Below are 24,145 nucleotides of genomic sequence, written 5' to 3'. Positions count from 1 at the left end.
ACCCTCACGCGATGGTATTGACGATGCCGCCCTCCGCGCGCAGCGCGGCGCCATTGGTCGCAGACGCCTGCTTGGAGCAGACATAGACCACGAGGTTGGCGATCTCCTCGGTGCTGGCAAAGCGCTGCAACAGCGAGGTCGGGCGGTGCTGCTTGACGAAGTTGGAGGCCGCCTCCTCGACCGACTGGCCGTTCTGCTTGGCGAGATCCTTGACGAAGGTCTCGACGCCCTCGGACATGGTCGGTCCGGGCAGCACGGAGTTGACGGTCACGGCGGTGCCCTTGGTCAGTTCCGCAAGCCCGCGCGCGATCGCAAGCTGCGCGGTCTTGGTCATGCCGTAGTGGATCATCTCGGTCGGAATGTTGAGCCCCGACTCCGAGGAGATGAAGACGATGCGGCCCCAGTTGCGCTTCAGCATGCCCTGCATGTAGCCGCGCGACAGCCGCACGCCCGACATCACGTTGACCTCATAGAAGCGGCTCCAGTCCTCGTCCGGAATGTCGAAGAAGCCCTTCGGCTCGAAGATGCCGGCATTGTTGACGAGGATGTCGACCTCGGGAAGCGCCGCAAGCAAGGCCTTGCAGCCGGCCGCGGTCGAGACGTCGGCGGCGATGCCGCGAACCTTGGCGCCCGGCACCGCCTTGGCGATCGCAGCAATCGCTGCATCGACCTTGGCCTGGCTGCGGCCGTTGACCACGACCTCCGCGCCGGTCCCGGCCAGCCCCTTGGCGATGGCGTTGCCGATGCCCGCGGTCGAGCCGGTCACCAGCGCAGTCTTTCCGGAAAGGTCGATTTTCATCTGTCATCTCCATTGATGTCGATGGAAATATCGGGCGCGGCATGAGGCGCCGCAATCGCATCTCACCGACGCGTGAGGATGATAATGACGATGTCGTCTTGGCGAAAGCCAGGACCCATTACACGCGCTTGCGCTTCTGCGCGACGCCGCGGCCCCAGCCGTCACGACAATCGCCGCTTGGGGTTATGGGTCCTGGCTTTCGCCAGGACGACGTTGGGGATCGAGCCCACCACCAAACAAAAACGGCGCCCGAGGGCGCCGTTTTCAAATCTCTGGCTCAAGAGCGGCTTACGCCGCCTCGGCTTCCTTGTCCTGCGCCGGACCGGAATCCTGGCCCTTGGCATCGACGTCGCGGTCGACGAACTCGATCACGGCCATCGCCGCGTTGTCGCCGTAGCGGAAGCCGGCCTTGATGATGCGGGTGTAGCCGCCCTGGCGGTCCTTGTAGCGGGTCGCCAGCGTGTCGAACAGCTTCTTGACCTGATCCTGGTCGCGCAGCTCGGAGATCGCCTGGCGGCGCAGGGCCAGCCCGCCCTTCTTGCCGAGGGTGACGAGCTTCTCGACGATCGGCCGCAGTTCCTTGGCCTTCGGCAGCGTGGTGACGATCTGCTCGTGCTTGATCAGCGCGGCCGCCATGTTGGCGAACATCGCACGCCGATGCTCGGCGGTGCGGTTGAGCTTCCGATGAACCTTGCCGTGACGCATTGACTTCTTCCTTCTTCAATTCTGTCGCGGTGGTTCAGCGACAAGTGCAGGTGGGCATCCTGCGTTCGCCCGGTAGAATCATGGCCGGGACAGCCCGGCATGATGATTGAAATGGATCAGTAGTGATCCTCGAAGCGCTTGGCGAGCTCGTCGATGTTCTCCGGCGGCCAGCCCGGCACTTCCATGCCGAGGTGCAGACCCATCTGGGCCAGCACTTCCTTGATCTCGTTCAGCGACTTGCGGCCGAAGTTCGGGGTACGGAGCATTTCCGCTTCCGACTTCTGCACGAGGTCGCCGATGTAGACGATGTTGTCGTTCTTCAGGCAGTTTGCCGAACGCACCGACAGCTCGAGCTCGTCGACCTTCTTGAGGAACGCCGGGTTGAACGCCAGATCGGGGATGATCTCCTGCGTGACTTCCTTGCGCGGCTCTTCGAAGTTGACGAACACGTTGAGCTGATCCTGCAGGATGCGCGCGGCGTAGGCCACCGCGTCCTCCGGCGTGATCGCGCCGTTGGTCTCGATCGTCATGGTCAGCTTGTCGTAGTCGAGGATCTGGCCCTCACGGGTATTCTCGACCTTGTAGGAGACCTTGCGGACCGGCGAGAACAGGCTGTCGACCGGGATCAGGCCGATCGGAGCGTCCTCGGGACGATTGCGCTCGGCGGCGACATAGCCCTTGCCGGTGGTGACCGTGAACTCCATGCGAATCTCGGCGCCGTCGTCCAGCGTGCAGAGCTGCAGGTCGGGGTTGAGCACGGTGACGTCGCCGACAGTCTGAATGTCGCCGGCGGTGACGGCGCCCGGGCCCTGCTTCTTCACGACCATGCGCTTCGGGCCTTCGCCCTGCATCTTGATCGAGATGTCCTTGATGTTGAGCACGATGTCGGTGACGTCTTCACGGACACCGGCGATCGAGGAGAACTCGTGCAGCACGCCGTCGATGTGCACCGACTGCACCGCCGCGCCCTGCAGCGAGGACAGCAGGATGCGGCGCAGCGCGTTGCCGAGCGTCTGGCCGAAGCCGCGCTCGAGCGGCTCGGCGACGACGGTGGCGAACCGGCCCGCGTCCGAGCCCGGCGTCACCTGCAGCTTGTTCGGTCGAATGAGTTCTTGCCAATTTTTCTGGATCGTCACTTTTTCACCCTTTGCCGGTCACAAGGCCGATCGAGTGGCCGTACCTGGCGTTGGAGATCGCGGAACAGTCCGCGCGGTCAATTCCAAAAACCATCGCGGGGCGGCTGGACGCCGCCCGCGACTTACAGATCAAACGCGCCGACGCTTGCGCGGACGGCAGCCATTGTGCGGGATCGTGGTCACGTCGCGGATCGAGGTGACGGTGAAGCCCGCAGCCTGCAGCGCGCGGAGCGCCGACTCACGGCCCGAACCCGGGCCGGCCACTTCAACCTCCAGCGTGCGCATGCCGTGTTCCTGCGCCTTCTTGGAGACGTCTTCCGCCGCGACCTGCGCGGCATAGGGGGTCGACTTGCGCGAGCCCTTGAAGCCCATCGTGCCGGCCGACGACCAGGCAATGGTGTTGCCCTGCGCGTCGGTGATGGTGATGGTCGTGTTGTTGAACGACGAATTCACGTGCGCGATGCCGGAGGCGATGTTCTTGCGTTCGCGGCGGCGTACGCGGGTGGCTTCCTTGCCCATTTCAAACCTTTCCTGTGATCTCAACGCCGCCGTAGTGCCAGCGGCTACACCTCAAAACGCAAATGGCGAGTAGCGAATTTCGATTCGCTACTCCCCACCTGCAATTCGCAAAACTTACTTCTTCTTGCCGGCGATCGCCTTGGCCGGCCCCTTGCGCGTGCGCGCATTGGTGTGGGTGCGCTGGCCGCGCACCGGCAGACCGCGGCGATGACGCAGGCCGCGATAGCAGCCGAGGTCCATCAGCCGCTTGATGTTGATGCCAACCTCGCGACGGAGGTCACCCTCGACCAGATAGTCGCGGTCGATGACTTCGCGGATCTGGAGGACCTCCTGGTCGGTCAACTGACTGACGCGACGGTCCACCGGGATCTTCACCTTCTCGATGATGTCGGCAGCGTTCTTCTGGCCGATACCATGGATGTACTGAAGCGCGATCAGGACGCGCTTGTTGGTCGGAATGTTGACGCCGGCAATACGGGCCACGGACTTCTCTCCTGTCGCCGCTCCATCACGGATACGGGCTTCTCAAGTTTGCTCTCTGCGGGCTTGTGTCCACAAACGCGAACACGACGCCCTTCCCCTCATGTCCTTCGGGGCCCGGCATCGTCATAAAACTATCCAACTTGGATGCGGGGCTTATTAAAGGATTCATGTCGGTTTCGTCAACCGCTCCTAGCGTTTAGCTCGCTTTTTCGTGAGCTTTTTTGCTGCCTTTTTGGCGGTCTTTGCCCCCTTCCGGGCATTGGCGGCGCTGGCGGCCTTCCTTCCAGCCTTCTTGGCGGCTTTCTTCGTCCCCCTGGCCTTGACGACCGCCTTTGAGGCCCCCTTGGTGGCCTTTCGGGCCGGTTTGGCGGCCTTCTTGGCCGATTTGGCAGCCTTCTTAGTCGTCTTCTTCGCGGTCTTCTTGGCCGCCTTGGAGGCGGTCGAGGCGCGCTTGGCAGCCCGCTTGGGCTCCTCGTGCTCCTTCGGTTCCAGCGCGCCGAGCGCGGTCAGGATCCGGTTGATCTCGCGGGTGACGTGCTCGATGGTCATCATGCCATCGACCGTCAGTAGCTTCCGCCGCTCCGAATAATAGTGAATCAGCGGCTCCGTCAGCGAGCGGTACTGCGCCAGGCGCTTGGTCAGCACTTCCGGCGTGTCGTCGAGGCGGACTTCCTCGCCGCGCGCACGGGTTTCCTCGGCGCGCTTTTCGACGCGGGCGAGCAGCGCGCTCTCGTTAACCCGCAGTTCGACAACTGCGTCGAGCTTGAGGTGCTTCTTGCGGAGCAGTTCGTCCAAGGCCTCAGCCTGCGGCACGGTGCGCGGGAAACCGTCGAGGATGAAGCCCTTCTTGGCGTCGGGCTCCTCGATTCGGTCGGCGATGATTCCCACCACGACCTCGTCGGGAACCAGGCCGCCATTGGCCATGATCTCCTTGGCCTGCAGACCGACCGGGGTGCCCGCGGCAACCGCGGCACGCAGCATCTCGCCGGTCGAGAGCTGGACGATGCCATGCCGGTGCACCAGCCGCTGCGCCTGGGTTCCCTTGCCCGAGCCCGGCGGCCCCAAAAGGATCAATCTCATATCTGTTTCGCCCCCCGGCTAGGTGGGCGACGTCCGCACACCTGTGTTTTGAGTTCGGCGCCGCGCCGCGATCAGCGGCGGCGGCCTCCCCTGAGCTTCGACTTCCTGATCAGCCCTTCATATTGATGAGCGAGCAGATAGCCCTGCACCTGCGACACCGTATCCATCGTCACGCTGACGACGATCAGAAGCGAGGTGCCACCAAAGTAGAACGGGACCGAGGCATAGGAAATCAGAATTTCCGGAATCAGGCAGACGATCGCGAGATAGATCGCGCCGAGCACCGTGATGCGCGACAGCACGTAGTCGATATATTCCGCCGTGCGCTCACCGGGCCGGATACCCGGGATGAAGCCGCCATGCTTCTTCAGATTGTCCGCGGTCTCGGTCGGGTTGAACACGATCGCGGTGTAGAAGAAGGCGAAGAACACGATCAGCGCCAGATACATCAGCAGGAACAGCGGACGGCCGTGGCTGAGCTGGGTGGTGAGCCACTGGAACCACTCCGGTCCCTTGCCGGCGTTGAAGTTCGCAACCGTGGTCGGCAGCAGCAGCAGCGACGAGGCGAAGATCGGCGGAATCACGCCCGAGGTGTTGAGCTTGAGCGGCAGATGCGAGGACTGGCCCTCGAACATCTTGTTGCCGACCTGGCGCTTCGGATACTGGATCAGCAGCCGGCGCTGGGCGCGCTCCATGAACACGATGAAGGCGATCACGGCGACCGCCATCACGATGACGATCAGGATCAGGCCGGTCGACATCGCGCCCTGGCGGCCGAGTTCCAGCATGTTGGCGAGCGCCGACGGCAGCTCGGCGACGATGCCGGATAGGATGATCAGCGAGATACCGTTGCCGATGCCGCGCGAGGTGATCTGTTCGCCGAGCCACATCAGGAACATGGTGCCGCCGGTCAGCGTGATCGCGGTCGAGATCCGGAAGAACATGCCGGGGTCGCTGACGACATTGCCGGCGCCTTCGAGGCCGATCGCGATGCCGTAGGACTGGAACAGCGCCAGGATCACCGTCAGATAGCGGGTGTACTGGTTCAGCGTCTTGCGGCCCGCCTCGCCTTCCTTCTTGAGCGCCTCGAGCTGCGGCGACACGGTGGTCAGCAGCTGCACGATGATCGATGCCGAGATGTACGGCATGATGTTGAGCGCGAAGATCGCCATGCGGTGGATGCCGCCGCCGGCGAACATGTTGAACATGCCGAGGATGCCGCCGGACTGGCTGCGGAACACCTGCTCCCAGATGTTGGGATCGATGCCGGGCAGCGGGATGTAGGTGCCCAGCCGATAAACAAGCAGCGCACCCAGGGTGAACCAGATGCGCTTCTTCAGCTCGTCGGCTTTCGCCAGCTGTCCGAAATTGAGGTTGGCGGCAAGTTGTTCGGCTGCTGAGACCATGTTCGGCTTTCTCCCGGAGCCCGCTTCGCCGACGCCCCAAGAACTCGTTCTATCGGGGCGATCGGCAGACACCGGACATTATCTGGTGCTCGGCCTCGATAAGTCCATCATTCGATCTGCGGATTGCCCGCGCCGCGCGCGGGCAATGACGCAGATGTTACGCCGCTTCGCCTTCTTCCTTGGCGGGGGCTAGGATCTTGACCGAGCCGCCGGCCTTTTCGACCGCGGCAATGGCCGACTTGGAAGCGCCGTGGGCTTCGATGGTCAGCTTGGTCTTGATCTCGCCACGGCCGAGCAGCCGCAGGCCGTCCTTGGCGCGGCGCAGCACGCCGGCCTTGACCAGCGTCTCGACGGTCACGGTCTCGCTGGCGTTGACCAGCTTGTTGTCGATCGCTTCCTGCAGACGGTCGAGATTGATCTCGGCGAAGTCGAGCCGGAAGATGTTGTTGAAACCGCGCTTCGGCAGACGGCGATGCATCGGCATCTGGCCGCCTTCGAAACCCTTGATGCGGACGCCCGAACGCGCGGTCTGGCCCTTGCCGCCGCGGCCCGAGGTCTTGCCTTTGCCGGAACCGATGCCACGGCCGACACGCATGCGCTTCTTGCGCGAGCCGGCGTTGTCGGCGATATCGCTGAGCTTCATCGCCCTTCTCCTTATCTCTGCTTACTCGCCGACGACGCGGACGAGATGCTGAACCTTGCTGATCATGCCGCGAACTTCAGGAGTGTCCTGCAGCTCGGCAACCCGACCGATCTTGTTGAGCTTGAGGCCGATCAGCGTCGAACGCTGCGAGTGATGGCGGCGGATCGCGCTGCCGGTCTGCTCGACCTTGATCGTCTTGCTGGCCTTGGCCATCGTCTTGAACTCCAGAAAGCGCTGGTCGCGCGGGGTTATTCCGCCACCACTTCGGCGTCGCCGCCGACGCGGCGCGACTGCAGGGTGGAGACCTTGATGTTGCGGCGCGCAGCCACCGAGCGCGGCGAATCCTGATGCTTCAGCGCGTCGAAGGTCGCGCGAACCATGTTGTAGGGATTCGACGAACCGATGGACTTCGCCACCACGTCCTGGATGCCGAGCGTCTCGAACACCGCGCGCATCGGGCCGCCGGCGATGATGCCGGTACCCGCCGGAGCGGTACGCAGATAGACGCGACCGGCGCCGTGACGGCCGGCGACGTCGTGATGCAGCGTGCGGCCTTCGCGGAGCGCGACGCGCGTCAGATTGCGCTTCGCCGATTCGGTCGCCTTGCGGATCGCTTCCGGAACTTCGCGCGCCTTGCCGTGGCCGAAACCGACCCGGCCCTTCTGGTCGCCGATCACGACCAGCGCTGCGAAACCGAAGCGCTTGCCGCCCTTGACGACCTTCGCCACGCGATTGATGTGGACGAGCTTGTCGACGAACTCGCTGTCGCGCTCCTCGCGCTCCCTGCTCCGTTCGCGGCCGCCGCGTTCGCGTTCACCTGCCATGGTGTTTTCCAATCTCTAGGAGGCTTGCGCCTCTTTCCTCGTAATCGTTCAAATTCGGTTAGAAGCTGAGCCCGCCTTCGCGCGCCGCATCCGCGAGCGCCTTTACGCGCCCGTGATAGATGTAGGCGCCGCGATCGAACACGACTTCCTTGACGCCCTTCTGCGCCGCGCGTTCCGCCAGCAGCTTGCCGACGGCCTTCGCAGCATCGATGTCGGCGCCGGTCTTGCCGCCGTCGCGCATGGTCTTCTCCAGCGACGAGGCGGAAGCGAGCGTCTCGCCCTTCTGGTCGTCGATGACCTGGGCGTAGATGTGCTTGGACGAGCGGAACACCGACAGCCGCGGACGGCCGCCTGCCGAGCGGCGAAGCGCAAGGCGCACGCGCTGCTTGCGCCGGGCATTCGTAACCTTGAGTGACATGACCGGCTCCGTTACTTCTTCTTGCCTTCCTTGCGGAAGATGAATTCGTTGGCGTACTTCACGCCCTTGCCCTTGTAGGGCTCCGGCGGACGGTAGGCGCGGATCTCCGCGGCGACCTGGCCGACGCGCTGCGGATCGTTGCCGGTGATCGTGATCTCGGTCGGCTTCGGCACCGCGATGGTGATGCCTTCCGGGATCGCGTAGACCACGTCGTGGCTGTAGCCGAGCGCGAGCTGCAGGTTCTTGCCCTGCATCGCGGCGCGGTAACCGACGCCGGTGATCTCGAGCTTCTTCTCGAAGCCCTTGGTGACGCCCTCGACGAGGTTGGCGACCTGCGCACGCGCGGTGCCGTACATCGCCTGCGCGCGGTTGGTCTTGACGCGCGGAGCGACCTTGACCTGGCCGTTCTCGAACTTCACCTCGACGTCGTCATGCACGACGAACTGAAGCGCGCCCTTCGGCCCCTTCATCTTCACCGTCTGGCCCTCGACAGTCGCCGTCACACCCGACGGGATCGTCACCGGCCGCTTGCCGATACGTGACATCGTAAAATCCTTCCTCAGAACACCGTGAAGAGAACTTCGCCGCCCACGTTGGCGTCGCGCGCCTCGTGGTCAGCCATGATTCCCTTCGGCGTCGACAACACCGAAATGCCGAGACCGTTGTTCACGCGCGGCAGGTTCTTCACCGAGGCGTAAACGCGGCGGCCCGGCTTCGACACCCGCTCGATCTCGCGGATGACCGGCTCGCCGTCGAAATACTTCAGCTCGATCTCGAGCTCGCTGCGGCCCGAGGCATGCTCGACGCTGGCGTAGCCGCGGATGTAGCCCTCGGACTTCAGCACTTCGAGCACGTTGGCGCGCATCTTCGAGCCGGGGCTCGAGACCTTCGACTTCGAACGCATCTGCGCATTGCGGATGCGGGTGATGAGATCGCTGATCGGATCGTGCGTAGACATTGTTCCGACCCTCCCCTTACCAGCTCGACTTCACGAGGCCCGGAACCAGGCCCTTGGAGCCGAGTTCACGCAGCGCGATGCGCGAGAGCTTGTTCTTGCGATAGTTCGAGCGCGGACGCCCGGTCAGCTCGCAACGGTTGCGGATGCGCGTCGGCGACGAGTTGCGCGGCATCTCGGCGAGCTTCAGCGTCGCCGCGAAACGCTCTTCCATCGGCTTGGTCTTGTCGGCGATGATCGCCTTCAGCTTCTCGCGGCGCGGGCCGGCGTTCTTCGCCATCCGCTTGCGCCGGTTGTTCTTCTCGACTGAACTCTTCTTTGCCATGCTTGGCTCCTGGGTATCCGCGTTTGAGTGGCTTTGGCTCAGCTACTCACTGCCGGAACGGGAAATTGAAAGCGGTCAACAAGGCACGCGCCTCGTCGTCGGTCTTGGCGGTGGTGCAGACCGTGATGTCCATGCCACGCGCTTCCGAGACCTTGTCAAAGTCGATCTCGGGGAAAATGATGTGCTCCTTGATGCCGAGCGAATAGTTGCCGCGGCCGTCGAAGCTCTTCGGGTTCAGGCCGCGGAAGTCGCGGACGCGGGGCAGCGCCACGTTCACCAGGCGGTCGATGAACTCGTACATATGGGCCTTGCGCAGCGTGACCTTGCAGCCGATCGGCTGGTTCTCACGCAGCTTGAAGGTCGCGATCGCGATACGCGAATAGGTCACGATCGCCTTCTGGCCGGCGATCTGGGTCAGCTCGGCAGCGGCGGTCTCGGCCTTCTTGCGGTCGTTGACGGAATCGCCCACGCCCATGTTGAGCACGACCTTGTCGAGGCGCGGCACCTGCATCACGTTGGCGTAACCGAACTTCTCGGTCATCATGCCACGGATCTTCTTGTCATACTCCGCGCGCAGACGCGGCGTGTAAGCTGTATCAGCCATCGATCTCTGCTCCCGAGCTCTTGGCAACACGAACCTTCTTGCCATCGGCATGAATCTTGAACCCGATGCGGGTCGGCTTTCCGTCCTTGCCGACATACGCAATGTTGGAAAGGTCGATCGGCATCTCCTTGGAGATGATCCCGCCTTCCTGGGTCTGGGTCTGCTTCTGGTGACGCTTCACCATGTTGATGCCACGGACGAGAGCCTTGTTCTCATCCGGACGTACCTCGAACACCTCGCCGGTGCGACCCTTGTCGCGGCCGGTGAGCACCATCACCTTGTCGCCCTTGCGGATCTTGGCAGCCATCACAGCACCTCCGGCGCGAGCGAAATGATCTTCATGTGGTTCTTGGCGCGCAGCTCGCGCGGCACCGGCCCGAAGATACGGGTGCCGACCGGCTCGGACTGATTGTTGATCAGCACGGCGGCGTTGCGGTCGAAGCGGATGACCGAACCGTCGGCGCGGCGGATGTCCTTGCGGACCCTGACCACGACGGCCTTCATCACGTCGCCCTTCTTCACCTTGCCACGCGGAATGGCTTCCTTGATCGACACAACGATAACATCGCCCACGGTGGCATAGCGGCGCTTGGAACCTCCAAGAACCTTGATGCACATGACACGGCGTGCGCCAGAATTATCGGCCACGTCGAGGTTGGTCTGCATCTGAATCATTGATGCACCTCGTCCTCTTTCTGCGCTTTAGCGCGCTCAAAATTTCCCTGAATGACTTCGGCCAAGCCGAGGTAATCAGGCCGTTTTCTTGTGTTCGCCCCGGACCACGGTCCAGCGCTTCAGCTTCGAGATCGGCTTCGATTCCTCGATCCAGACCATGTCGCCCGGCTTGAACTGGTTGTTCTCGTCGTGCGCGTGGTAGTTCTTGGAACGGCGGATCGTCTTCTTGTAGATCGGGTGGGTGAAGCGGCGATCGACGCGCACCACGATGGTCTTGGCTTGCTTGTCGCTGACGACCACGCCCTGCAGAGTACGTTTCGGCATAGCTGGCCCCTTACTTCTTCTTCGCGCGCAGCTGCGCGGCGATGGTCTTGATACGAGCGATGTCGCGGCGGGCTTCCCGCATCCGCGACGTGTTCTCCAGCTGCCCGGTGGCGCGCTGGAAACGCAGGTTGAAGCGTTCCTTCTTCAGGTTCAGGACCGCATCTTCCCGCTGGTCGTCGCTCATCGCGCGAATGTCTTCAACTTTCATCTCGGCCATGGCGATTACTCCGCAATGCGCGCAACGAAGCGCGTCTTGATCGGCAGCTTGGCGGCGGCGAGCGACAGCGCTTCCTTCGCGGTCTGCACCGGCACGCCGTCGATCTCGAACATCACGCGGCCCGGCTTGATCCGGACCACCCACAATTCCGGCGCGCCCTTGCCGGAGCCCATGCGGACTTCGGCGGGCTTCTTCGACACCGGCACGTCCGGGAACACGCGGATCCAGACGCGGCCGGCGCGCTTCATGTGACGGGTCAGCGCGCGGCGGGCGGCTTCGATCTGACGGGCGGTGACGCGCTCAGGCTCCATCGCCTTCAGGCCGAACTGGCCGAACGCCAACGTCGCGCCAGAGGTCGCAACGCCGTGGATACGGCCCTTATGCGCCTTCCGGAACTTCGTTTTCTTAGGTTGCATCATGGCTTTAAGCCCTCAAATTCCTGCTTTGCCTCAAGCGGCGTCGCGGCGCGAACGCGGCGTGTTGTCGCCTTCCGCCATCTTCTTGTCCTGGGCCATCGGATCGTGCTCGAGGATCTCGCCCTTGAAGATCCAGACCTTGACGCCGCAGGTGCCGAAGGTCGTGAACGCGGTGGCGACGCCGTAGTCGACGTCGGCGCGCAGCGTGTGCAGCGGCACGCGACCTTCGCGGTACCACTCCATGCGCGCGATTTCGGCGCCGCCGAGACGGCCCGAGCAGTTGATGCGGATGCCCTCGGCGCCGAGACGCATCGCCGACTGCACGGCGCGCTTCATGGCGCGGCGGAACGCAACGCGGCGCTCGAGCTGCTGGGCAATCGATTCAGCGACCAAGGTCGCGTCGAGCTCCGGCTTGCGGATTTCGACGATGTTGATCACGACGTCCGACGAGGTGATGTCGGCAACCTTCTTGCGCAGCTTGTCGATATCGGCGCCCTTCTTGCCGATCACGACGCCCGGACGGGCCGAATGGATCGTCACGCGGCACTTCTTGTGCGGACGCTCGATCACGATGCGGGCGACGGCCGCCTGCTTGAGCTCCTTGTGCAGGATCTCGCGGATCTTGACGTCCTCGTGCAGGAGCTTGCCGTATTCCTGCTTACCGGCGAACCAACGGGAATCCCAGGTCCGGTTGATGCCGAGACGCAGCCCGATTGGATTGATCTTTTGACCCATCGTCTTCTCCTGCGCCCTTCTTAGGCGCTTGCCTCGGCCTCGACCTGACGAACCACGATGGTCAGGTGCGAGAACGGTTTGAACACACGGCCCGAACGGCCACGGCCGCGCGGAGCAAAACGCTTCATCACGATGCCGTTGCCGACATGCGCCTCGGCAACGACGAGGTCGTCGACATCGAGGTCATGGTTGTTCTCGGCGTTGGCGATCGCCGATTCCAGGCACTTCTTGACGTCGACCGCGATCCGCTTGCGCGAGAACTGCAGGTCGGCGAGCGCAGCGGACGCCTTGCGGCCGCGGATCAGCTGCGCCACCAGGTTCAGCTTCTGCGGGCTGACGCGCAGCATGCGGGCGACGGCCTTGGCCTCATTGTCCGCGAGGCTACGTTCGCGCTTTGGTTTGCTCATCGTCTATTCCTCAAGCCTTCTTGGCTTTCTTGTCGCCCGAGTGGCCGTGGAAGGTCCGGGTCGGCGAGAACTCGCCGAACTTGTGACCCACCATTTCCTCGTTGATCGCCACCGGCACATGCTTCTGGCCGTTGTAGACACCGAAGGTCAGGCCGACGAACTGCGGCAGGATGGTGGAGCGGCGGCTCCAGATCTTGATGACGTCGTGACGGCCGGACGCGCGGGCGGCATCTGCCTTCTTGAGCAGAGAACCCTCGACGAACGGGCCTTTCCAGACTGAACGAACCATGTCCGGCGTTCCTTACTTCTTCCGCTTGTGGCGGCTGAGGAGAATGAATTTGTTGGTCGACTTGTTGGTGCGGGTCTTCTTGCCCTTGGTCGGCTTGCCCCACGGAGTGACCGGGTGACGACCGCCCGAGGTACGACCTTCACCACCGCCGTGCGGGTGATCGATCGGGTTCATGACGACGCCGCGGTTGTGCGGACGCCAGCCGAGCCAGCGGGTACGACCGGCCTTGCCGATCGAGATGTTCATGTGATCCGGGTTCGAGACCGCGCCGATCGTGCCGCGGCAACGGCCGTGCACGAGACGCTGCTCGCCCGAGTTCAGGCGGACGATCACGTAGTCCTGGTCGCGGCCGACGATCTGGGCGTAGGTACCGGCGGAGCGCGCCAGCTGGCCGCCCTTGCCGATCTTCAGCTCGATGTTGTGCACGATCGTGCCGACCGGCATGTTGCCGAGCGGCATGACGTTGCCCGGCTTCACGTCGACATAGTTGCCGGCGACGACGGTGTCGCCCGCCGCCAGACGCTGCGGCGCCAGGATGTAGGCGAGCTCGCCGTCCTGATACTTGATCAGCGCGATGAACGCGGTGCGGTTCGGATCATACTCGAGCCGCTCCACGACCGCCGGCATGTCCACCTTGTCGCGGCGGAAGTCGACGGTGCGGTAGGCCTTCTTGTGGCCGCCGCCGCGGAAACGCACGGTGATGCGGCCGGTGTTGTTGCGACCGCCATTGCCGAGCTTGCCCTCGGTCAGGGTCTTCACCGGCTTGCCCTTGTAGAGCGCCGAACGATCGACCATGACCAGCTGGCGCTGGCCCGGCGTCGTGGGATTAAAGGTTTTCAATGCCATCGTCGTTGCGCCTTATAGTCCGGTAGTCACGTCGATGCGGTGGCCCTCTTCCAGGGTCACGATCGCGCGCTTGGTGTCCGACTGCGAGCCGAGATTGCCGCGGAACACCTTGGTCTTGCCCTTGCGGACGAGGGTGTTGACGCTCTTCACCTTGACGTCGAACAGCTTCTCGACCGCTTCCTTGATCTGCGGCTTGGTCGCCTTGCCGGCGACCTTGAACAGCACCTTGTTGTGCTCGGAGGCGAGCGTCGCCTTTTCCGTCACGACGGGAGAGATGATGACGTCGTAGTGGCGCGGATCGATGTTCTTCATTTGAAGCGCGCCTCCAGCGCATCAACCGCAGCCTTGGTCAGCACCAGCTTGTGGCGGCGGAGAATGTCGTAGACGTTGATGCCCTGGATGGGCAGCACGTCGATGTTCGGAATGTTGCGGGCCGCGGTCGCGAAACCGTTGTTCAGCTCGGCGCCGTCGATGATCAGCGCATTGGTCAGGCCGAGGCCCGAGAAATGCCCGAGCAGCGCCTTGGTCTTGGCGGCCTCGAGCTGCGCATTGTCGATCACGATCAGCCCGCCGTCCTTGGCCTTGGCCGACAGCGCATGCTTCAGCGCGAGCGCACGCACCTTCTTCGGCAGGTCGGTCGCATGGGAGCGAACCACCGGACCGAACGCACGGCCACCGCCGCGGAACTGCGGCACGCGGGCCGAGCCGTGACGGGCGCCGCCAGTGCCCTTCTGCTTGTACATCTTCTTGCCGGTGCGCCAGACGTCGGCGCGGCCCTGGGCCTTGTGGGTGCCGGCCTGACGCTTGTTCAGCTGCCACTGCACGCAGCGCTGAATGATGTCGGCGCGCGGCTCGAGACCGAAGATCGCATCCGAGAGCTCGACGGATCCGGCGTCCTTGCCTTCAAGGGTCGTGACTTTCAGTTCCATCTCACGCGCCCTCCTGCTCGGCCGCAGCCTCGGCAGCTTCGCCGCCGGCAACCTTGAACTTGCCGGGCTTCGGGGCTTCCTTCGGCAACGGCTTCTTGACCGCGTCGCGCACCGAGATCCAGCCGCCCTTGGAGCCGGGAACGGCGCCTTCGACGAGGATCAGGCCGCGCTCGACGTCGGTCTGCACCACGCGCAGATTGAGCGTGGTGATGCGGTCGACGCCCATGTGACCGGGCATCTTCTTGTTCTTGAAGGTCTTGCCGGGATCCTGACGGCCACCGGTCGAACCGATCGAGCGGTGGGAGACCGACACACCGTGGGTGGCGCGCAGACCGCCGAAATTCCAGCGCTTCATGCCGCCGGCAAAACCCTTACCGATCGAGGTGCCGGTCACGTCGACGAACTGGCCGACCACGAAATGGTCCGCCTGGATCTCCGCGCCGACCGGGATCAGCGCATCCTCGGACACGCGGAACTCGGCGACCTTGCGCTTCGGCTCGACCTTGGCGACTGCGAACTGGCCGCGTTCGGCCTTGGGCATGTACACGGTCTTGCGGGCGCCCGAGCCGAGTTGCAGAGCGACATAGCCGTTCTTCTCGGTCGTGCGGTGGCCCAGCACCTGGCAGTTGCCCAACTTCAGCACGGTCACAGGGATATGCTCGCCGGTCTCCGTAAAGACCCGCGTCATCCCGACCTTCTGTGCGATCACTCCGGAGCGCATCGGCGTGCTTCCTGTCTTTCTGTCCGCAAGCGGCGGACGTAAAAATCCAAAACCTTAGAGCTTGATCTCGACGTCGACACCGGCGGCCAGGTCGAGCTTCATCAGCGCATCGACGGTCTGCGGGGTCGGGTCGACAATGTCGAGAAGGCGCTTGTGAGTGCGCATCTCGAATTGCTCGCGGCTCTTCTTGTCAACGTGCGGCGAACGGTTGACGGTGAACTTCTCGATGCGGGTCGCAGCGGAATCGGTCCGCGAACCTGCGCACCGGTGCGCTTCGCCGTGTTCACGATCTCGCGGGTCGACGTATCGAGGATTCGATGGTCGAACGCCTTGAGACGGATGCGAATATTTTGGCCGTTCATTGCCGTATTCTTTCTTTAGTGAGTGGCGAGTAGCGAATAGCGAATGGTGACCCACCCGCTACTCGCCATTCCCTATTCGCGTATTACTCGATGATGGCGGCGACGACGCCGGCGCCGACGGTGCGGCCGCCTTCGCGGATCGCGAAGCGCAGCTTCTCTTCCATCGCGATCGGCACGATCAGGTGCACTTCCATCGCGATGTTGTCGCCCGGCATCACCATCTCGGTGCCTTCCGGCAGATGCACGACACCGGTCACGTCGGTGGTGCGGAAGTAGAACTGCGGACGGTAGTTGGTGAAGAACGGGGTGTGACGACCGCCCTCTTCCTTGGTGAGGATGTAGGCCTCAGCCTTGAACTTGGTGTGCGGCTTGACCGAACCGGGCTTGCACAGCACCTGGCCACGCTCGACTTCCTCGCGCTTGGTGCCGCGGAGCAGCGCACCGATGTTGTCGCCGGCCTGGCCCTGATCGAGCAGCTTGCGGAACATTTCGACGCCGGTGACGATGGTCTTCTGGGTGTCGCGGATACCGACGATTTCGATTTCCTCGCCGACCTTGATCACGCCGCGCTCGACACGGCCGGTGACGACGGTGCCGCGGCCCGAGATCGAGAACACGTCTTCGACCGGCATCAGGAATGGCTGGTCGATCGGACGCTCCGGCTGCGGGATGTACTCGTCGACGTTGCGCATCAGCTCGAGGATGGCGTCGTGGCCGAGCTTCTTGTCCTTGTCTTCGAGGGCGGCGAGCGCCGAACCCTTGATGATCGGAATGTCATCGCCCGGGAATTCGTACTTCGAGAGCAGTTCGCGAACTTCCATCTCGACGAGCTCGAGCAGCTCCGGATCGTCGACCATGTCGCACTTGTTGAGGAACACGACGAGCGCGGGAACGCCGACCTGGCGGGCGAGCAGGATGTGCTCGCGGGTCTGCGGCATCGGGCCGTCAGCAGCCGACACGACCAGGATCGCGCCGTCCATCTGGGCAGCGCCGGTGATCATGTTCTTGACGTAGTCGGCGTGGCCGGGGCAGTCGACGTGCGCGTAGTGGCGGTTCTGCGTCTCGTACTCGACGTGAGCGGTCGAGATCGTGATGCCGCGCGCCTTCTCTTCCGGCGCCTTGTCGATCTGGTCGTAGGCGGTGAACGTCGCGCCGCCGGTTTCTGCGAGCACCTTGGTGATCGCTGCGGTCAGCGAGGTCTTGCCATGGTCGACGTGACCGATGGTGCCGATGTTGCAGTGGGGCTTGTTACGCTCGAATTTAGCTTTGGCCATTTGACTCTCCGTTCAATCGTTGACTGCCGTCAACGACAATCAGGCAAACTTCTTCTGGACTTCAGCCGACACGTTCGCCGGAGCTTCGGCGTAGTGATCGAACTGCATGGTGAAGGTCGCGCGACCCTGGCTCATCGAGCGCAGGTTGTTCACGTAACCGAACATGTTCATGAGCGGCACCATCGCGTTGATGACGTTGGCGTTGCCGCGCATGTCTTGGCCCTGGATCTGGCCGCGCCGGGAATTCAGGTCGCCGATGACCGAACCGGTGTAGTCTTCCGGGGTCACCACCTCGACCTTCATGATCGGCTCGAGCAGAACGGACTTGCCCATCTGCAGCGCCTCGCGGAAGCAGGCGCGCGTGGCGATTTCGAAGGCCAGCGCCGACGAGTCGACGTCGTGATACTTGCCGTCGATCAGCTGCACCTTGACGTCGACGATCGGGAAGCCCGCGACCACGCCGGAGGACAGCACGCTCTCGAGGCCCTTTTCGACGCCCGGGATGTACTCCTTCGGCACCGCGCCGCCGACGATCTTCGATTCGAACTCGTAGCCCTTCCCGGCTTCGTTCGGCTCGACGATGATGGTGACGGCCGCGAACTGGCCGGTACCGCCGGTCTGCTTCTTGTGGGTGTAGCTGTGCTCGACCCGCTTGGTGACACGCTCACGGAACGCCACCTGCGGTGCGCCGATGTTGGCGTCGACCTTGTAGGTGCGCTTGAGGATGTCGACCTTGATGTCGAGATGCAGTTCGCCCATGCCCTTGAGGATGGTCTGGCCGGACTCGTGGTCGGTCGACACGCGGAACGACGGATCCTCCGCGGCGAGCTTGGCCAGCGCCACGCCCAGCTTCTCCTGGTCGGCCTTCGACTTCGGCTCGATCGCGATCTCGATCACCGGCTCCGGGAATTCCATCTTCTCGAGGATGACCGGCTTGTTGGGGTCGCAAAGCGTGTCGCCGGTGCGCGCTTCCTTCAGGCCAGCCAGCGCGACGATGTCGCCGGCGTAGGCTTCCTTGATGTCTTCGCGGTTGTTCGCATGCATCAGCAGCATGCGGCCGATACGTTCCTTCTTCTCGCGGGTCGAGTTCACGACGCCGGTGCCCGACTGCAGGATACCGGAATAGATGCGGCAGAAGGTGATGGTGCCGACGAACGGGTCGTCCATGATCTTGAACGCGAGCAGCGCCAGTGGCTCCTTGTCGTCCGCCTTGCGCACGACCTCGTTGCCGTCCTCATCGGTGCCCTTGATCGCGGGCACGTCGACCGGCGACGGCAAGTAGTCGACGACGGCGTCGAGCAGCGGCTGCACGCCCTTGTTCTTGAACGCCGAGCCGCACAGCACCGGATAGAACGCGCCGGTCAGCACGGCCTTGCGGATCAGGCGCTTCAGGGTCGCCTCGTCCGGCTCATTGCCGTCGAGGAACGCAGCGAGAGCGTCGTCGTCGAGCTCGACGGCGGCTTCCACCATCTTCTCGCGATATTCCTTGGCCTGCTCGACCAGATCTTCCGGGATGTCGACATAGTCGAACTTGGCGCCGAGCGATTCATCGTTCCAGATGACGCCCTTCATCTTCACGAGGTCGACGAGACCCTTGAAGTTGTTCTCGGCACCGATCGGCAGCTGAATCGCGATCGGCTTGGCGCCGAGGCGGTCGACGATGTCAGCCAGGCACTTGAAGAAGTCGGCACCGGTCTTGTCCATCTTGTTGGCGAAGACGATGCGCGGAACCTTGTACTTGTCGCCCTGGCGCCAGACGGTCTCGGTCTGAGGCTCGACGCCCTGGTTGGAGTCGAGAACGCAAACGGCGCCGTCGAGCACGCGCAGCGAACGCTCGACTTCAATGGTGAAGTCGACGTGGCCGGGGGTGTCGATGATGTTCAGGCGCTTGCCGTTCCAGAACGCGGTGGTCGCAGCCGAGGTGATCGTGATGCCACGCTCCTGCTCCTGCTCCATCCAGTCCATCGTCGCGGCACCTTCGTGCACTTCGCCGATCTTGTGGCTCTTGCCGGTGTAATACAGGATACGCTCGGTGGTCGTGGTCTTGCCGGCGTCGATATGCGCCATGATACCGAAGTTGCGGTAGTCCTCGATGGCATGTTGGCGGGGCATGAGACTGTTCCTTAGATTCCGTTATTCGCCTTACCAGCGATAGTGCGAGAACGCGCGGTTGGCTTCCGCCATCCGGTGCACGTCTTCACGCTTCTTGACCGCGTTGCCGCGGTTGTTCGAGGCGTCGAGCAGCTCCGCCGAGAGACGCTCCGTCATGGTCTTCTCGTTGCGCTCGCGGGCAGCCGAGATCAGCCAGCGGATGCCGAGCGCCTGACGGCGCACCGAACGGACTTCCACCGGGACCTGGTAGGTTGCGCCGCCGACGCGGCGGGAACGGACCTCGATGGTCGGCATCACGTTCTCAAGCGCCTGCTCGAACACGCCGAGCGGGTTCTGCTTGGTCTTGGTCTCGATCATGCCGAGCGCACCGTAGACGATGTTTTCGGCAACCGACTTCTTCCCGGCGTACATCACCGAGTTCATGAACTTCGTAATGATGATGTTCCCGAACTTCGGATCCGGAAGAACTTCACGCTTCTCAGCAGAATGGCGACGCGACATCTGATCGTTTCCCGCTTACTTCGGACGCTTCGCGCCGTACTTCGAACGACGCTGCTTACGGTTCTTGACGCCCTGGGTATCCAGCACGCCGCGGAGGATGTGGTAGCGCACGCCGGGCAAGTCCTTGACGCGGCCGCCGCGGATCATGACCACCGAGTGCTCCTGAAGGTTATGGCCCTCACCCGGGATGTAACCGATCACCTCGAAGCCGTTGGTCAGGCGCACCTTGGCAACCTTACGAAGCGCCGAGTTCGGCTTCTTCGGGGTCGTGGTGTAGACGCGCGTGCACACGCCGCGCTTCTGCGGCGACTGCTGCAGCGCCGGCACCTTCTTACGTGACTTCTGCACTTCACGCGGTTTTGCGATCAGCTGGTTGATCGTCGGCATGTAGCCTTCACCCTTTAGTTCGCGCGAAGCCTTGAATGGCTTCGCCAATTCTTCTCGGGAAAAGCCGTCCCGTACGGCCCGCTCGACGCGAATCAAATACCCGCGCAAAGCGAAATTGCGCCAACCACTCATCGCTGAGCGGAAAGCGCTTCGACGCCACAGAGGACCGCGATTCCGTACCGTTCAGCGTTTGCTGGCCGGCCCGCCACCGAGGTCATGCATCCGAAATCACTCTCAAGAGGACGTGCTCAAGAGAACCAATATCGTCCTGGCATTGCCTAGCTATCATCGACAGCGTTTGAGCGGCATTCGTCGAGGTTGGTGCCCGTCCGGCGCCTGAAAAAGGGCCTTCGGGTGTTCCGTTCCGACGCTGGCGTAGCTCACCGCCTGTCGTTAAGTGGGCGCCTTGTATAATCGAGAGATAGTGAAGTCAAGCAAAACGACAAGCAAAGAAACGCCTCTGCCGCTTGCGTATTTCGCATTTCATCAGCGCTCGGCAAGCGACGGATTGTGACAGCCTCCGCGCCTCCCCTCACCTCTATCCGAATCTCCGGCGCGGGCGCGGAATCATATTTAACCCGGGTAAAATACGAACAGAAACAATTCTCCCCAACTTAGTCCTGAATGCAAATTTCGAAACTAAGCCTTTATTTGCCATTCGCAGCGCAAAAATTGCGATCTACGGCCACGGAAGCTCTCATGCGGTACACCGACATCGCGATCATCGGCGGAGGCCTTGCGGGCTCGATCGCAGCCGCCATGCTCGGCCGTGCCGGAATACCGGCTGTCCTGATCGACCCGCATCAGGTCTATCCGTTCGATTTCCGGGTCGAGAAGATCGGCGGCGACCTCCAGCTCGAACGATTCGGAAGGACCGGCCTTGCCGAATCCGTGCTCCGTTCGGCCACGCTGGACGGTGAGAACTGGATCGCGCGATTCGGTCATCTGCTCGACCGGCAGCCGAGCCGGCAATACGGCATCATGTACGACGACCTGATCACCGCGATTCGGGACGAGATCGCGCAGCCGGCGGAATTCATCTGCGACAAGGTCGTCAACGTCGCGACCGGCTCCGAGCGCCAGAAGCTGGTGCTCTCGGGCGGCGAGGAGATCTCGGCCCGCCTGGTGGTGCTCTCCAACGGCCTGAACGTCGGACTGCGCCGGATGCTCGGCATCGAGCGGCTGGTCACCAGCCATTGCCACTCGATCTCGCTCGGCTTCGATTTCGTTCCCGTCGGCCAGCCCGCCTTCCCGTTCGCGGCCATGACCTATTTCTCGGAGCGGCCGAGCGACCGCATCCCCTACATCACGCTGTTTCCGATCGAAACCGGATGCGTGCCAACCTCTTCACCTACCGCCAGGCCGACGATCCGTGGCTGCGCGCGATGCGGCGCAATCCGGTCGAGACGCTGAACGCCGCGCTGCCGCGGCTGCGCCGGCTCACCGGCGAATTCGACGTCGCCGGCGACATTAAGATCCGCCCCGCCGACGTCTATGTCAGCACCGGCTACCGGCAGGCCGGCGTCGTGCTGGTCGGCGACGCCTTCGCCAGCACCTGCCCGGTCACCGGAACAGGGACCGACAAGGTGTTCACCGACGTGTCGCAGCTCTGCAACGTCCACATCCCGGCCTGGCTTGCCACCGACGGCATGGGCGAGGAGAAGATCACCGCCTTCTACGACGATCCGGTCAAGACGGAATGCGACGCCTGGTCGAACGCCAAGGCCTTCAATTTCCGCAAGGTGTCGATCGGCGGCGGACCCTACTGGCAAGCCCAGCGCTGGGCGCGCTTCCTCGGTTATCTCGGCCGGGGCTCGCTGCGCCGGCTGCACCGCCCACAGGCGGCCTCGACAACGCGGACAGCCAATCAGTTCCGGCAACGTCCGCAGGCGGCGGACCGGGCGTAGCAGCCGGACGTCACGAGCTACGAGGCGCGGGCGTCACGCCTCCTCGTCTTCGTCCTCATCCTCGTCGTCTTCATCCTCGTCGTCATCGTCCGCGTCGTCGTCTTCGTCGTCATCGTCGGGATGCACATGTCCCTGGTCGTCCCACAGCTTGCGGTAGACGCCATTGCGGGCCAGCAGTTCCTCATGCGAGCCGCGTTCGATCGCCCTGCCGCCTGAGATCACGATGATCTCGTCCATCTCGACCACCGAGGTCAGGCGGTGCGTCGACCAGATCATCGTGCGCCCTTCGGCGACCTTGAGCAGCGTGCGGTTGATCGCGGCCTCCGTGGTCTGGTCCAGCGCCGAGGTCGCCTCGTCGAGCAGCAGCACGGATGGATTGCGGATCAGCGCGCGCGCGATCGCGATGCGCTGGCGCTGGCCGCCGGACAGGGTATCGCCGCGCTCGCCGACCGGCGTGTCGTAGCGCTGCGGCAGGCTCATGATGTAGCGATGGATCTCGGCCTTCTTCGCGGCGTCCTCGACTTCCGCGTCGGTCGCCCCCTCCTTGCCGAGCCGGATATTCTCGCGGATCGACATGTTGAACAGCATGTTCTCCTGGAACACGACCGCCATGTTGGCCCGCAGCGACTCGCGCGTCACCCGGCGGATATCGACGCCGTCGATCGTGACACGGCCCTCGTCCGGCACGTAGAGCCGCAGGATCAGGTTGATCAGCGTGCTCTTGCCGGATCCGCTCGGGCCGACGATCGCGATGCTCTTGCCAGCATTGAGCTTCAGGCTGAGATTGTCAAGCACCGGCGTCTGCGCCCCTTCATACTGGAAGGTGACGCGGTCGAAGGAGATGTCGTTGGTGATGCGCGGCAGATCCGGCGCACCGGGACGGTCGGCACCGCGGGTCGGCTCGTCCAGCAGTTCCTGGATGTGCCGCACCGCCGCCGCCGACGAGATCGACACCGGGATGAAATGCATCAGATGGGCGATGTTGTAGGACACCTCCCAGAATGCGCTCTCGAAGGTCACGAAGGTGCCGACCGTGATCTGCCCCTTGGTGGCCAGATAGGCGCCGATCGCCAGCACCACGAGGTGGAGCAGCAGCACCGCGATGGTGACGGTGCGCTCCACCATGGTCGACAGGAACATCGCCGAGGCGGCCTTGGCGCGGACGTCGCGGTTGCGCAGCGTGAACCAGCCGAGCGCCCGGCGCTGCAGATTGAACGCCTTGACGACCGCCTGCGCGGCGACGTTCTCCTGCACGGTTCCCAGCAGCGCGGCTTCGTTCTGCTTCTGCTCGTAATTGGCCTGCACCGCCTTCGGCGTCAGGATACGCGGCCCGATCAGCGTGATCGGAAATACCAGCAGAGCGACCGCGGCAAGCTGCCAGTTCAGGAACAGCATCAGGATGATGCCGGCGATCAACTCGAGACCGGGCAGCGCCGCGCTGTTGGCAAAGGTCTTGACCGAGCCCTCGAACGCCGAGAGATCGATCGAGAAGCGCGACAGGATCTCGCCGCGCTTGGTGCGCGCGAAATAGGCCGATGGCAAGTTTTGGACGTGCTCGAAGATGCGAGTCCGGACGTCGGCGATGATGCCGGCGGCGAGCCGCGCATCCCAGCGCTCGTACCAGACCGCGATGATCGAGGTGACGATGCCGGCCACGGCGAGCACGCCGAGGATCTTGTAGAGCGCCTGAAAGTCTTCCTCGCCGAGCGCGTCGTCGATCAGGAATTTCAGGCTGAGCGGCATGATGACGTTGAACAACGTCTCGACCAGCACGCCGATGGCGACGAAGGCGAACGGCTTCCTGTAGTTCGCCAGGATCGGCTTGACGAAGCCGAAGATCGTCGACAGCGCGCCGGCGGCCTCCTTGGCGGTGAAGACGACGAGATCCTCGTCATCATCATCGTCGAGCTCGAACTCGTCCTCCTCGTCATCCTCATCGTCGTCGTCGGCCGGGGCGGCGGCGGGCTTCGCGGAGGCTGCCGCCGCAGGCGGACCGGCCACCGGCGCAGGCTTCTTCTTCAGCTCGGGATCGTCGGCCGCCGATCTCGCGGGATCGTCTGATGCAGGAGGTCTTGATGCAGGAGGTCTTGGCGCCATGAAACCAACCGATGCTCCACGGCCGGCATGACCGCAAATCGAAACCGCA

34 protein-coding genes and 1 pseudogene are annotated in these 24,145 nt (G+C 63.5%); 2 read left to right on the top strand and 33 right to left on the bottom strand.

Annotated elements, in window-relative coordinates:
* Nucleotides 1–4 precede the first annotated feature (4 nt).
* From ALC15_RS01615 to rpsL, 32 genes and pseudogenes are all read right to left on the bottom strand, one after another.
* Nucleotides 5–799 (bottom strand): SDR family NAD(P)-dependent oxidoreductase, encoded by a 795-nt coding sequence (locus ALC15_RS01615; protein ID WP_050625749.1) that lies wholly within the window; start codon nt 797–799, stop codon nt 5–7.
* A 288-nt stretch (nt 800–1,087) separates the two neighbouring features.
* The gene (gene rplQ / locus ALC15_RS01610; protein ID WP_021081645.1) at nt 1,088–1,504 is read right to left on the bottom strand and encodes a 50S ribosomal protein L17; all 417 of its coding nucleotides are present in this window, start codon (nt 1,502–1,504) and stop codon (nt 1,088–1,090) included.
* 116 nt (nt 1,505–1,620) lie between these two features.
* Nucleotides 1,621–2,640, bottom strand: a complete 1,020-nt coding sequence (locus tag ALC15_RS01605; protein WP_050625748.1) for a DNA-directed RNA polymerase subunit alpha — start codon at nt 2,638–2,640, stop codon at nt 1,621–1,623.
* 129 nt (nt 2,641–2,769) lie between these two features.
* Nucleotides 2,770–3,159 carry a 30S ribosomal protein S11 gene (rpsK, locus tag ALC15_RS01600; protein WP_006021048.1) on the bottom strand — a complete coding sequence of 130 codons (390 nt, stop codon included), beginning with the start codon at nt 3,157–3,159 and terminating at the stop codon, nt 2,770–2,772.
* Nucleotides 3,160–3,273: 114 nt separating this feature from the next.
* Entirely contained in the window at nt 3,274–3,642 is a 369-nt protein-coding gene (rpsM, locus tag ALC15_RS01595; protein ID WP_050625747.1) for a 30S ribosomal protein S13, read from the bottom strand.
* 189 nt (nt 3,643–3,831) lie between these two features.
* A complete protein-coding gene (locus ALC15_RS01590; RefSeq protein WP_050625746.1) occupies nt 3,832–4,722 on the bottom strand; it encodes an adenylate kinase in 891 nt (296 codons plus the stop codon).
* A gap of 71 nt (nt 4,723–4,793) precedes the next feature.
* Nucleotides 4,794–6,128 carry a preprotein translocase subunit SecY gene (secY, locus tag ALC15_RS01585; RefSeq protein ID WP_021081647.1) on the bottom strand — a complete coding sequence of 445 codons (1,335 nt, stop codon included), beginning with the start codon at nt 6,126–6,128 and terminating at the stop codon, nt 4,794–4,796.
* A gap of 157 nt (nt 6,129–6,285) precedes the next feature.
* Nucleotides 6,286–6,771 (bottom strand): 50S ribosomal protein L15, encoded by a 486-nt coding sequence (gene rplO, locus ALC15_RS01580; protein WP_050625745.1) that lies wholly within the window; start codon nt 6,769–6,771, stop codon nt 6,286–6,288.
* A gap of 21 nt (nt 6,772–6,792) precedes the next feature.
* A complete protein-coding gene (gene rpmD / locus ALC15_RS01575) occupies nt 6,793–6,984 on the bottom strand; it encodes a 50S ribosomal protein L30 (RefSeq protein ID WP_024578582.1) in 192 nt (63 codons plus the stop codon).
* A gap of 35 nt (nt 6,985–7,019) precedes the next feature.
* A complete protein-coding gene (gene rpsE, locus ALC15_RS01570; RefSeq protein ID WP_021081649.1) occupies nt 7,020–7,595 on the bottom strand; it encodes a 30S ribosomal protein S5 in 576 nt (191 codons plus the stop codon).
* 58 nt (nt 7,596–7,653) lie between these two features.
* Nucleotides 7,654–8,013 carry a 50S ribosomal protein L18 gene (gene rplR, locus ALC15_RS01565; RefSeq protein WP_050625744.1) on the bottom strand — a complete coding sequence of 120 codons (360 nt, stop codon included), beginning with the start codon at nt 8,011–8,013 and terminating at the stop codon, nt 7,654–7,656.
* Nucleotides 8,014–8,024: 11 nt separating this feature from the next.
* On the bottom strand, nt 8,025–8,558 hold the full coding sequence (gene rplF / locus ALC15_RS01560) for a 50S ribosomal protein L6 (RefSeq protein WP_050625743.1): 534 nt from the start codon (nt 8,556–8,558) through the stop codon (nt 8,025–8,027).
* Between the two features lie 14 nt (nt 8,559–8,572).
* On the bottom strand, nt 8,573–8,971 hold the full coding sequence (gene rpsH, locus ALC15_RS01555) for a 30S ribosomal protein S8 (protein WP_021081651.1): 399 nt from the start codon (nt 8,969–8,971) through the stop codon (nt 8,573–8,575).
* Nucleotides 8,972–8,987: 16 nt separating this feature from the next.
* A complete protein-coding gene (gene rpsN / locus ALC15_RS01550; protein ID WP_016843757.1) occupies nt 8,988–9,293 on the bottom strand; it encodes a 30S ribosomal protein S14 in 306 nt (101 codons plus the stop codon).
* A 46-nt stretch (nt 9,294–9,339) separates the two neighbouring features.
* The gene (gene rplE, locus ALC15_RS01545) at nt 9,340–9,897 is read right to left on the bottom strand and encodes a 50S ribosomal protein L5 (RefSeq protein WP_050420398.1); all 558 of its coding nucleotides are present in this window, start codon (nt 9,895–9,897) and stop codon (nt 9,340–9,342) included.
* Nucleotides 9,890–10,204 carry a 50S ribosomal protein L24 gene (gene rplX / locus ALC15_RS01540; protein ID WP_050625742.1) on the bottom strand — a complete coding sequence of 105 codons (315 nt, stop codon included), beginning with the start codon at nt 10,202–10,204 and terminating at the stop codon, nt 9,890–9,892. The genes rplE and rplX overlap by 8 nt, the downstream gene beginning before the upstream one ends.
* Nucleotides 10,204–10,572, bottom strand: coding sequence for a 50S ribosomal protein L14 (rplN, locus tag ALC15_RS01535; protein ID WP_011473865.1), 369 nt, complete (start codon nt 10,570–10,572; stop codon nt 10,204–10,206). The genes rplX and rplN overlap by 1 nt, the downstream gene beginning before the upstream one ends.
* 75 nt (nt 10,573–10,647) lie before the next feature.
* Nucleotides 10,648–10,896, bottom strand: coding sequence for a 30S ribosomal protein S17 (gene rpsQ, locus ALC15_RS01530; protein ID WP_016843754.1), 249 nt, complete (start codon nt 10,894–10,896; stop codon nt 10,648–10,650).
* Between the two features lie 10 nt (nt 10,897–10,906).
* On the bottom strand, nt 10,907–11,113 hold the full coding sequence (gene rpmC, locus ALC15_RS01525; RefSeq protein WP_021081654.1) for a 50S ribosomal protein L29: 207 nt from the start codon (nt 11,111–11,113) through the stop codon (nt 10,907–10,909).
* 5 nt (nt 11,114–11,118) lie between these two features.
* Entirely contained in the window at nt 11,119–11,532 is a 414-nt protein-coding gene (rplP, locus tag ALC15_RS01520; protein WP_016843752.1) for a 50S ribosomal protein L16, read from the bottom strand.
* Nucleotides 11,533–11,562: 30 nt separating this feature from the next.
* The gene (rpsC, locus tag ALC15_RS01515; protein WP_018272135.1) at nt 11,563–12,264 is read right to left on the bottom strand and encodes a 30S ribosomal protein S3; all 702 of its coding nucleotides are present in this window, start codon (nt 12,262–12,264) and stop codon (nt 11,563–11,565) included.
* Between the two features lie 20 nt (nt 12,265–12,284).
* Nucleotides 12,285–12,671 carry a 50S ribosomal protein L22 gene (rplV, locus tag ALC15_RS01510; protein WP_018272136.1) on the bottom strand — a complete coding sequence of 129 codons (387 nt, stop codon included), beginning with the start codon at nt 12,669–12,671 and terminating at the stop codon, nt 12,285–12,287.
* A 10-nt stretch (nt 12,672–12,681) separates the two neighbouring features.
* Entirely contained in the window at nt 12,682–12,960 is a 279-nt protein-coding gene (gene rpsS, locus ALC15_RS01505) for a 30S ribosomal protein S19 (protein WP_018272137.1), read from the bottom strand.
* Nucleotides 12,961–12,972: 12 nt separating this feature from the next.
* On the bottom strand, nt 12,973–13,806 hold the full coding sequence (gene rplB, locus ALC15_RS01500; RefSeq protein WP_024578573.1) for a 50S ribosomal protein L2: 834 nt from the start codon (nt 13,804–13,806) through the stop codon (nt 12,973–12,975).
* 12 nt (nt 13,807–13,818) lie between these two features.
* Nucleotides 13,819–14,118 (bottom strand): 50S ribosomal protein L23, encoded by a 300-nt coding sequence (locus ALC15_RS01495; RefSeq protein ID WP_016843746.1) that lies wholly within the window; start codon nt 14,116–14,118, stop codon nt 13,819–13,821.
* Complete coding sequence (gene rplD / locus ALC15_RS01490; RefSeq protein ID WP_050625843.1) at nt 14,115–14,735, bottom strand: 50S ribosomal protein L4; 621 nt, start codon at nt 14,733–14,735, stop codon at nt 14,115–14,117. Before rplD ends, ALC15_RS01495 begins: the two co-directional genes overlap by 4 nt.
* Nucleotide 14,736: 1 nt before the next feature.
* On the bottom strand, nt 14,737–15,456 hold the full coding sequence (rplC, locus tag ALC15_RS01485; RefSeq protein WP_050625741.1) for a 50S ribosomal protein L3: 720 nt from the start codon (nt 15,454–15,456) through the stop codon (nt 14,737–14,739).
* A gap of 54 nt (nt 15,457–15,510) precedes the next feature.
* Nucleotides 15,511–15,818: pseudogene (gene rpsJ, locus ALC15_RS01480) on the bottom strand (30S ribosomal protein S10).
* 83 nt (nt 15,819–15,901) lie between these two features.
* A complete protein-coding gene (tuf, locus tag ALC15_RS01475; RefSeq protein ID WP_021081658.1) occupies nt 15,902–17,092 on the bottom strand; it encodes an elongation factor Tu in 1,191 nt (396 codons plus the stop codon).
* Nucleotides 17,093–17,131: 39 nt separating this feature from the next.
* Nucleotides 17,132–19,204: an elongation factor G gene (fusA, locus tag ALC15_RS01470; RefSeq protein ID WP_050625740.1), complete on the bottom strand. Its 2,073-nt coding sequence runs from the start codon at nt 19,202–19,204 to the stop codon at nt 17,132–17,134.
* A gap of 30 nt (nt 19,205–19,234) precedes the next feature.
* Nucleotides 19,235–19,705: a 30S ribosomal protein S7 gene (gene rpsG / locus ALC15_RS01465; RefSeq protein WP_050625739.1), complete on the bottom strand. Its 471-nt coding sequence runs from the start codon at nt 19,703–19,705 to the stop codon at nt 19,235–19,237.
* A 15-nt stretch (nt 19,706–19,720) separates the two neighbouring features.
* Complete coding sequence (gene rpsL / locus ALC15_RS01460; RefSeq protein ID WP_028168167.1) at nt 19,721–20,092, bottom strand: 30S ribosomal protein S12; 372 nt, start codon at nt 20,090–20,092, stop codon at nt 19,721–19,723.
* 699 nt (nt 20,093–20,791) lie between these two features.
* Here rpsL and ALC15_RS47785 point away from each other — a divergent pair.
* Both ALC15_RS47785 and ALC15_RS47780 read left to right on the top strand, forming a co-directional pair.
* Nucleotides 20,792–21,505, top strand: a complete 714-nt coding sequence (locus ALC15_RS47785) for an FAD-dependent oxidoreductase (protein ID WP_430649126.1) — start codon at nt 20,792–20,794, stop codon at nt 21,503–21,505.
* Nucleotides 21,424–21,999, top strand: coding sequence for a hypothetical protein (locus ALC15_RS47780; protein WP_430649125.1), 576 nt, complete (start codon nt 21,424–21,426; stop codon nt 21,997–21,999). The genes ALC15_RS47785 and ALC15_RS47780 overlap by 82 nt, the downstream gene beginning before the upstream one ends.
* Before the next feature lie 33 nt (nt 22,000–22,032).
* Here ALC15_RS47780 and ALC15_RS01450 read toward each other — a convergent pair whose 3' ends face one another.
* A complete protein-coding gene (locus tag ALC15_RS01450) occupies nt 22,033–24,096 on the bottom strand; it encodes an ABC transporter ATP-binding protein (protein WP_050625738.1) in 2,064 nt (687 codons plus the stop codon).
* Nucleotides 24,097–24,145: the final 49 nt, after the last annotated feature.

This window comes from Bradyrhizobium viridifuturi (assembly GCF_001238275.1).
GTDB lineage: Bacteria > Pseudomonadota > Alphaproteobacteria > Rhizobiales > Xanthobacteraceae > Bradyrhizobium > Bradyrhizobium viridifuturi.
Note: the sequence above shows the minus strand (reverse complement) of the source record. Positions and strands in the feature narration are given on the sequence as shown.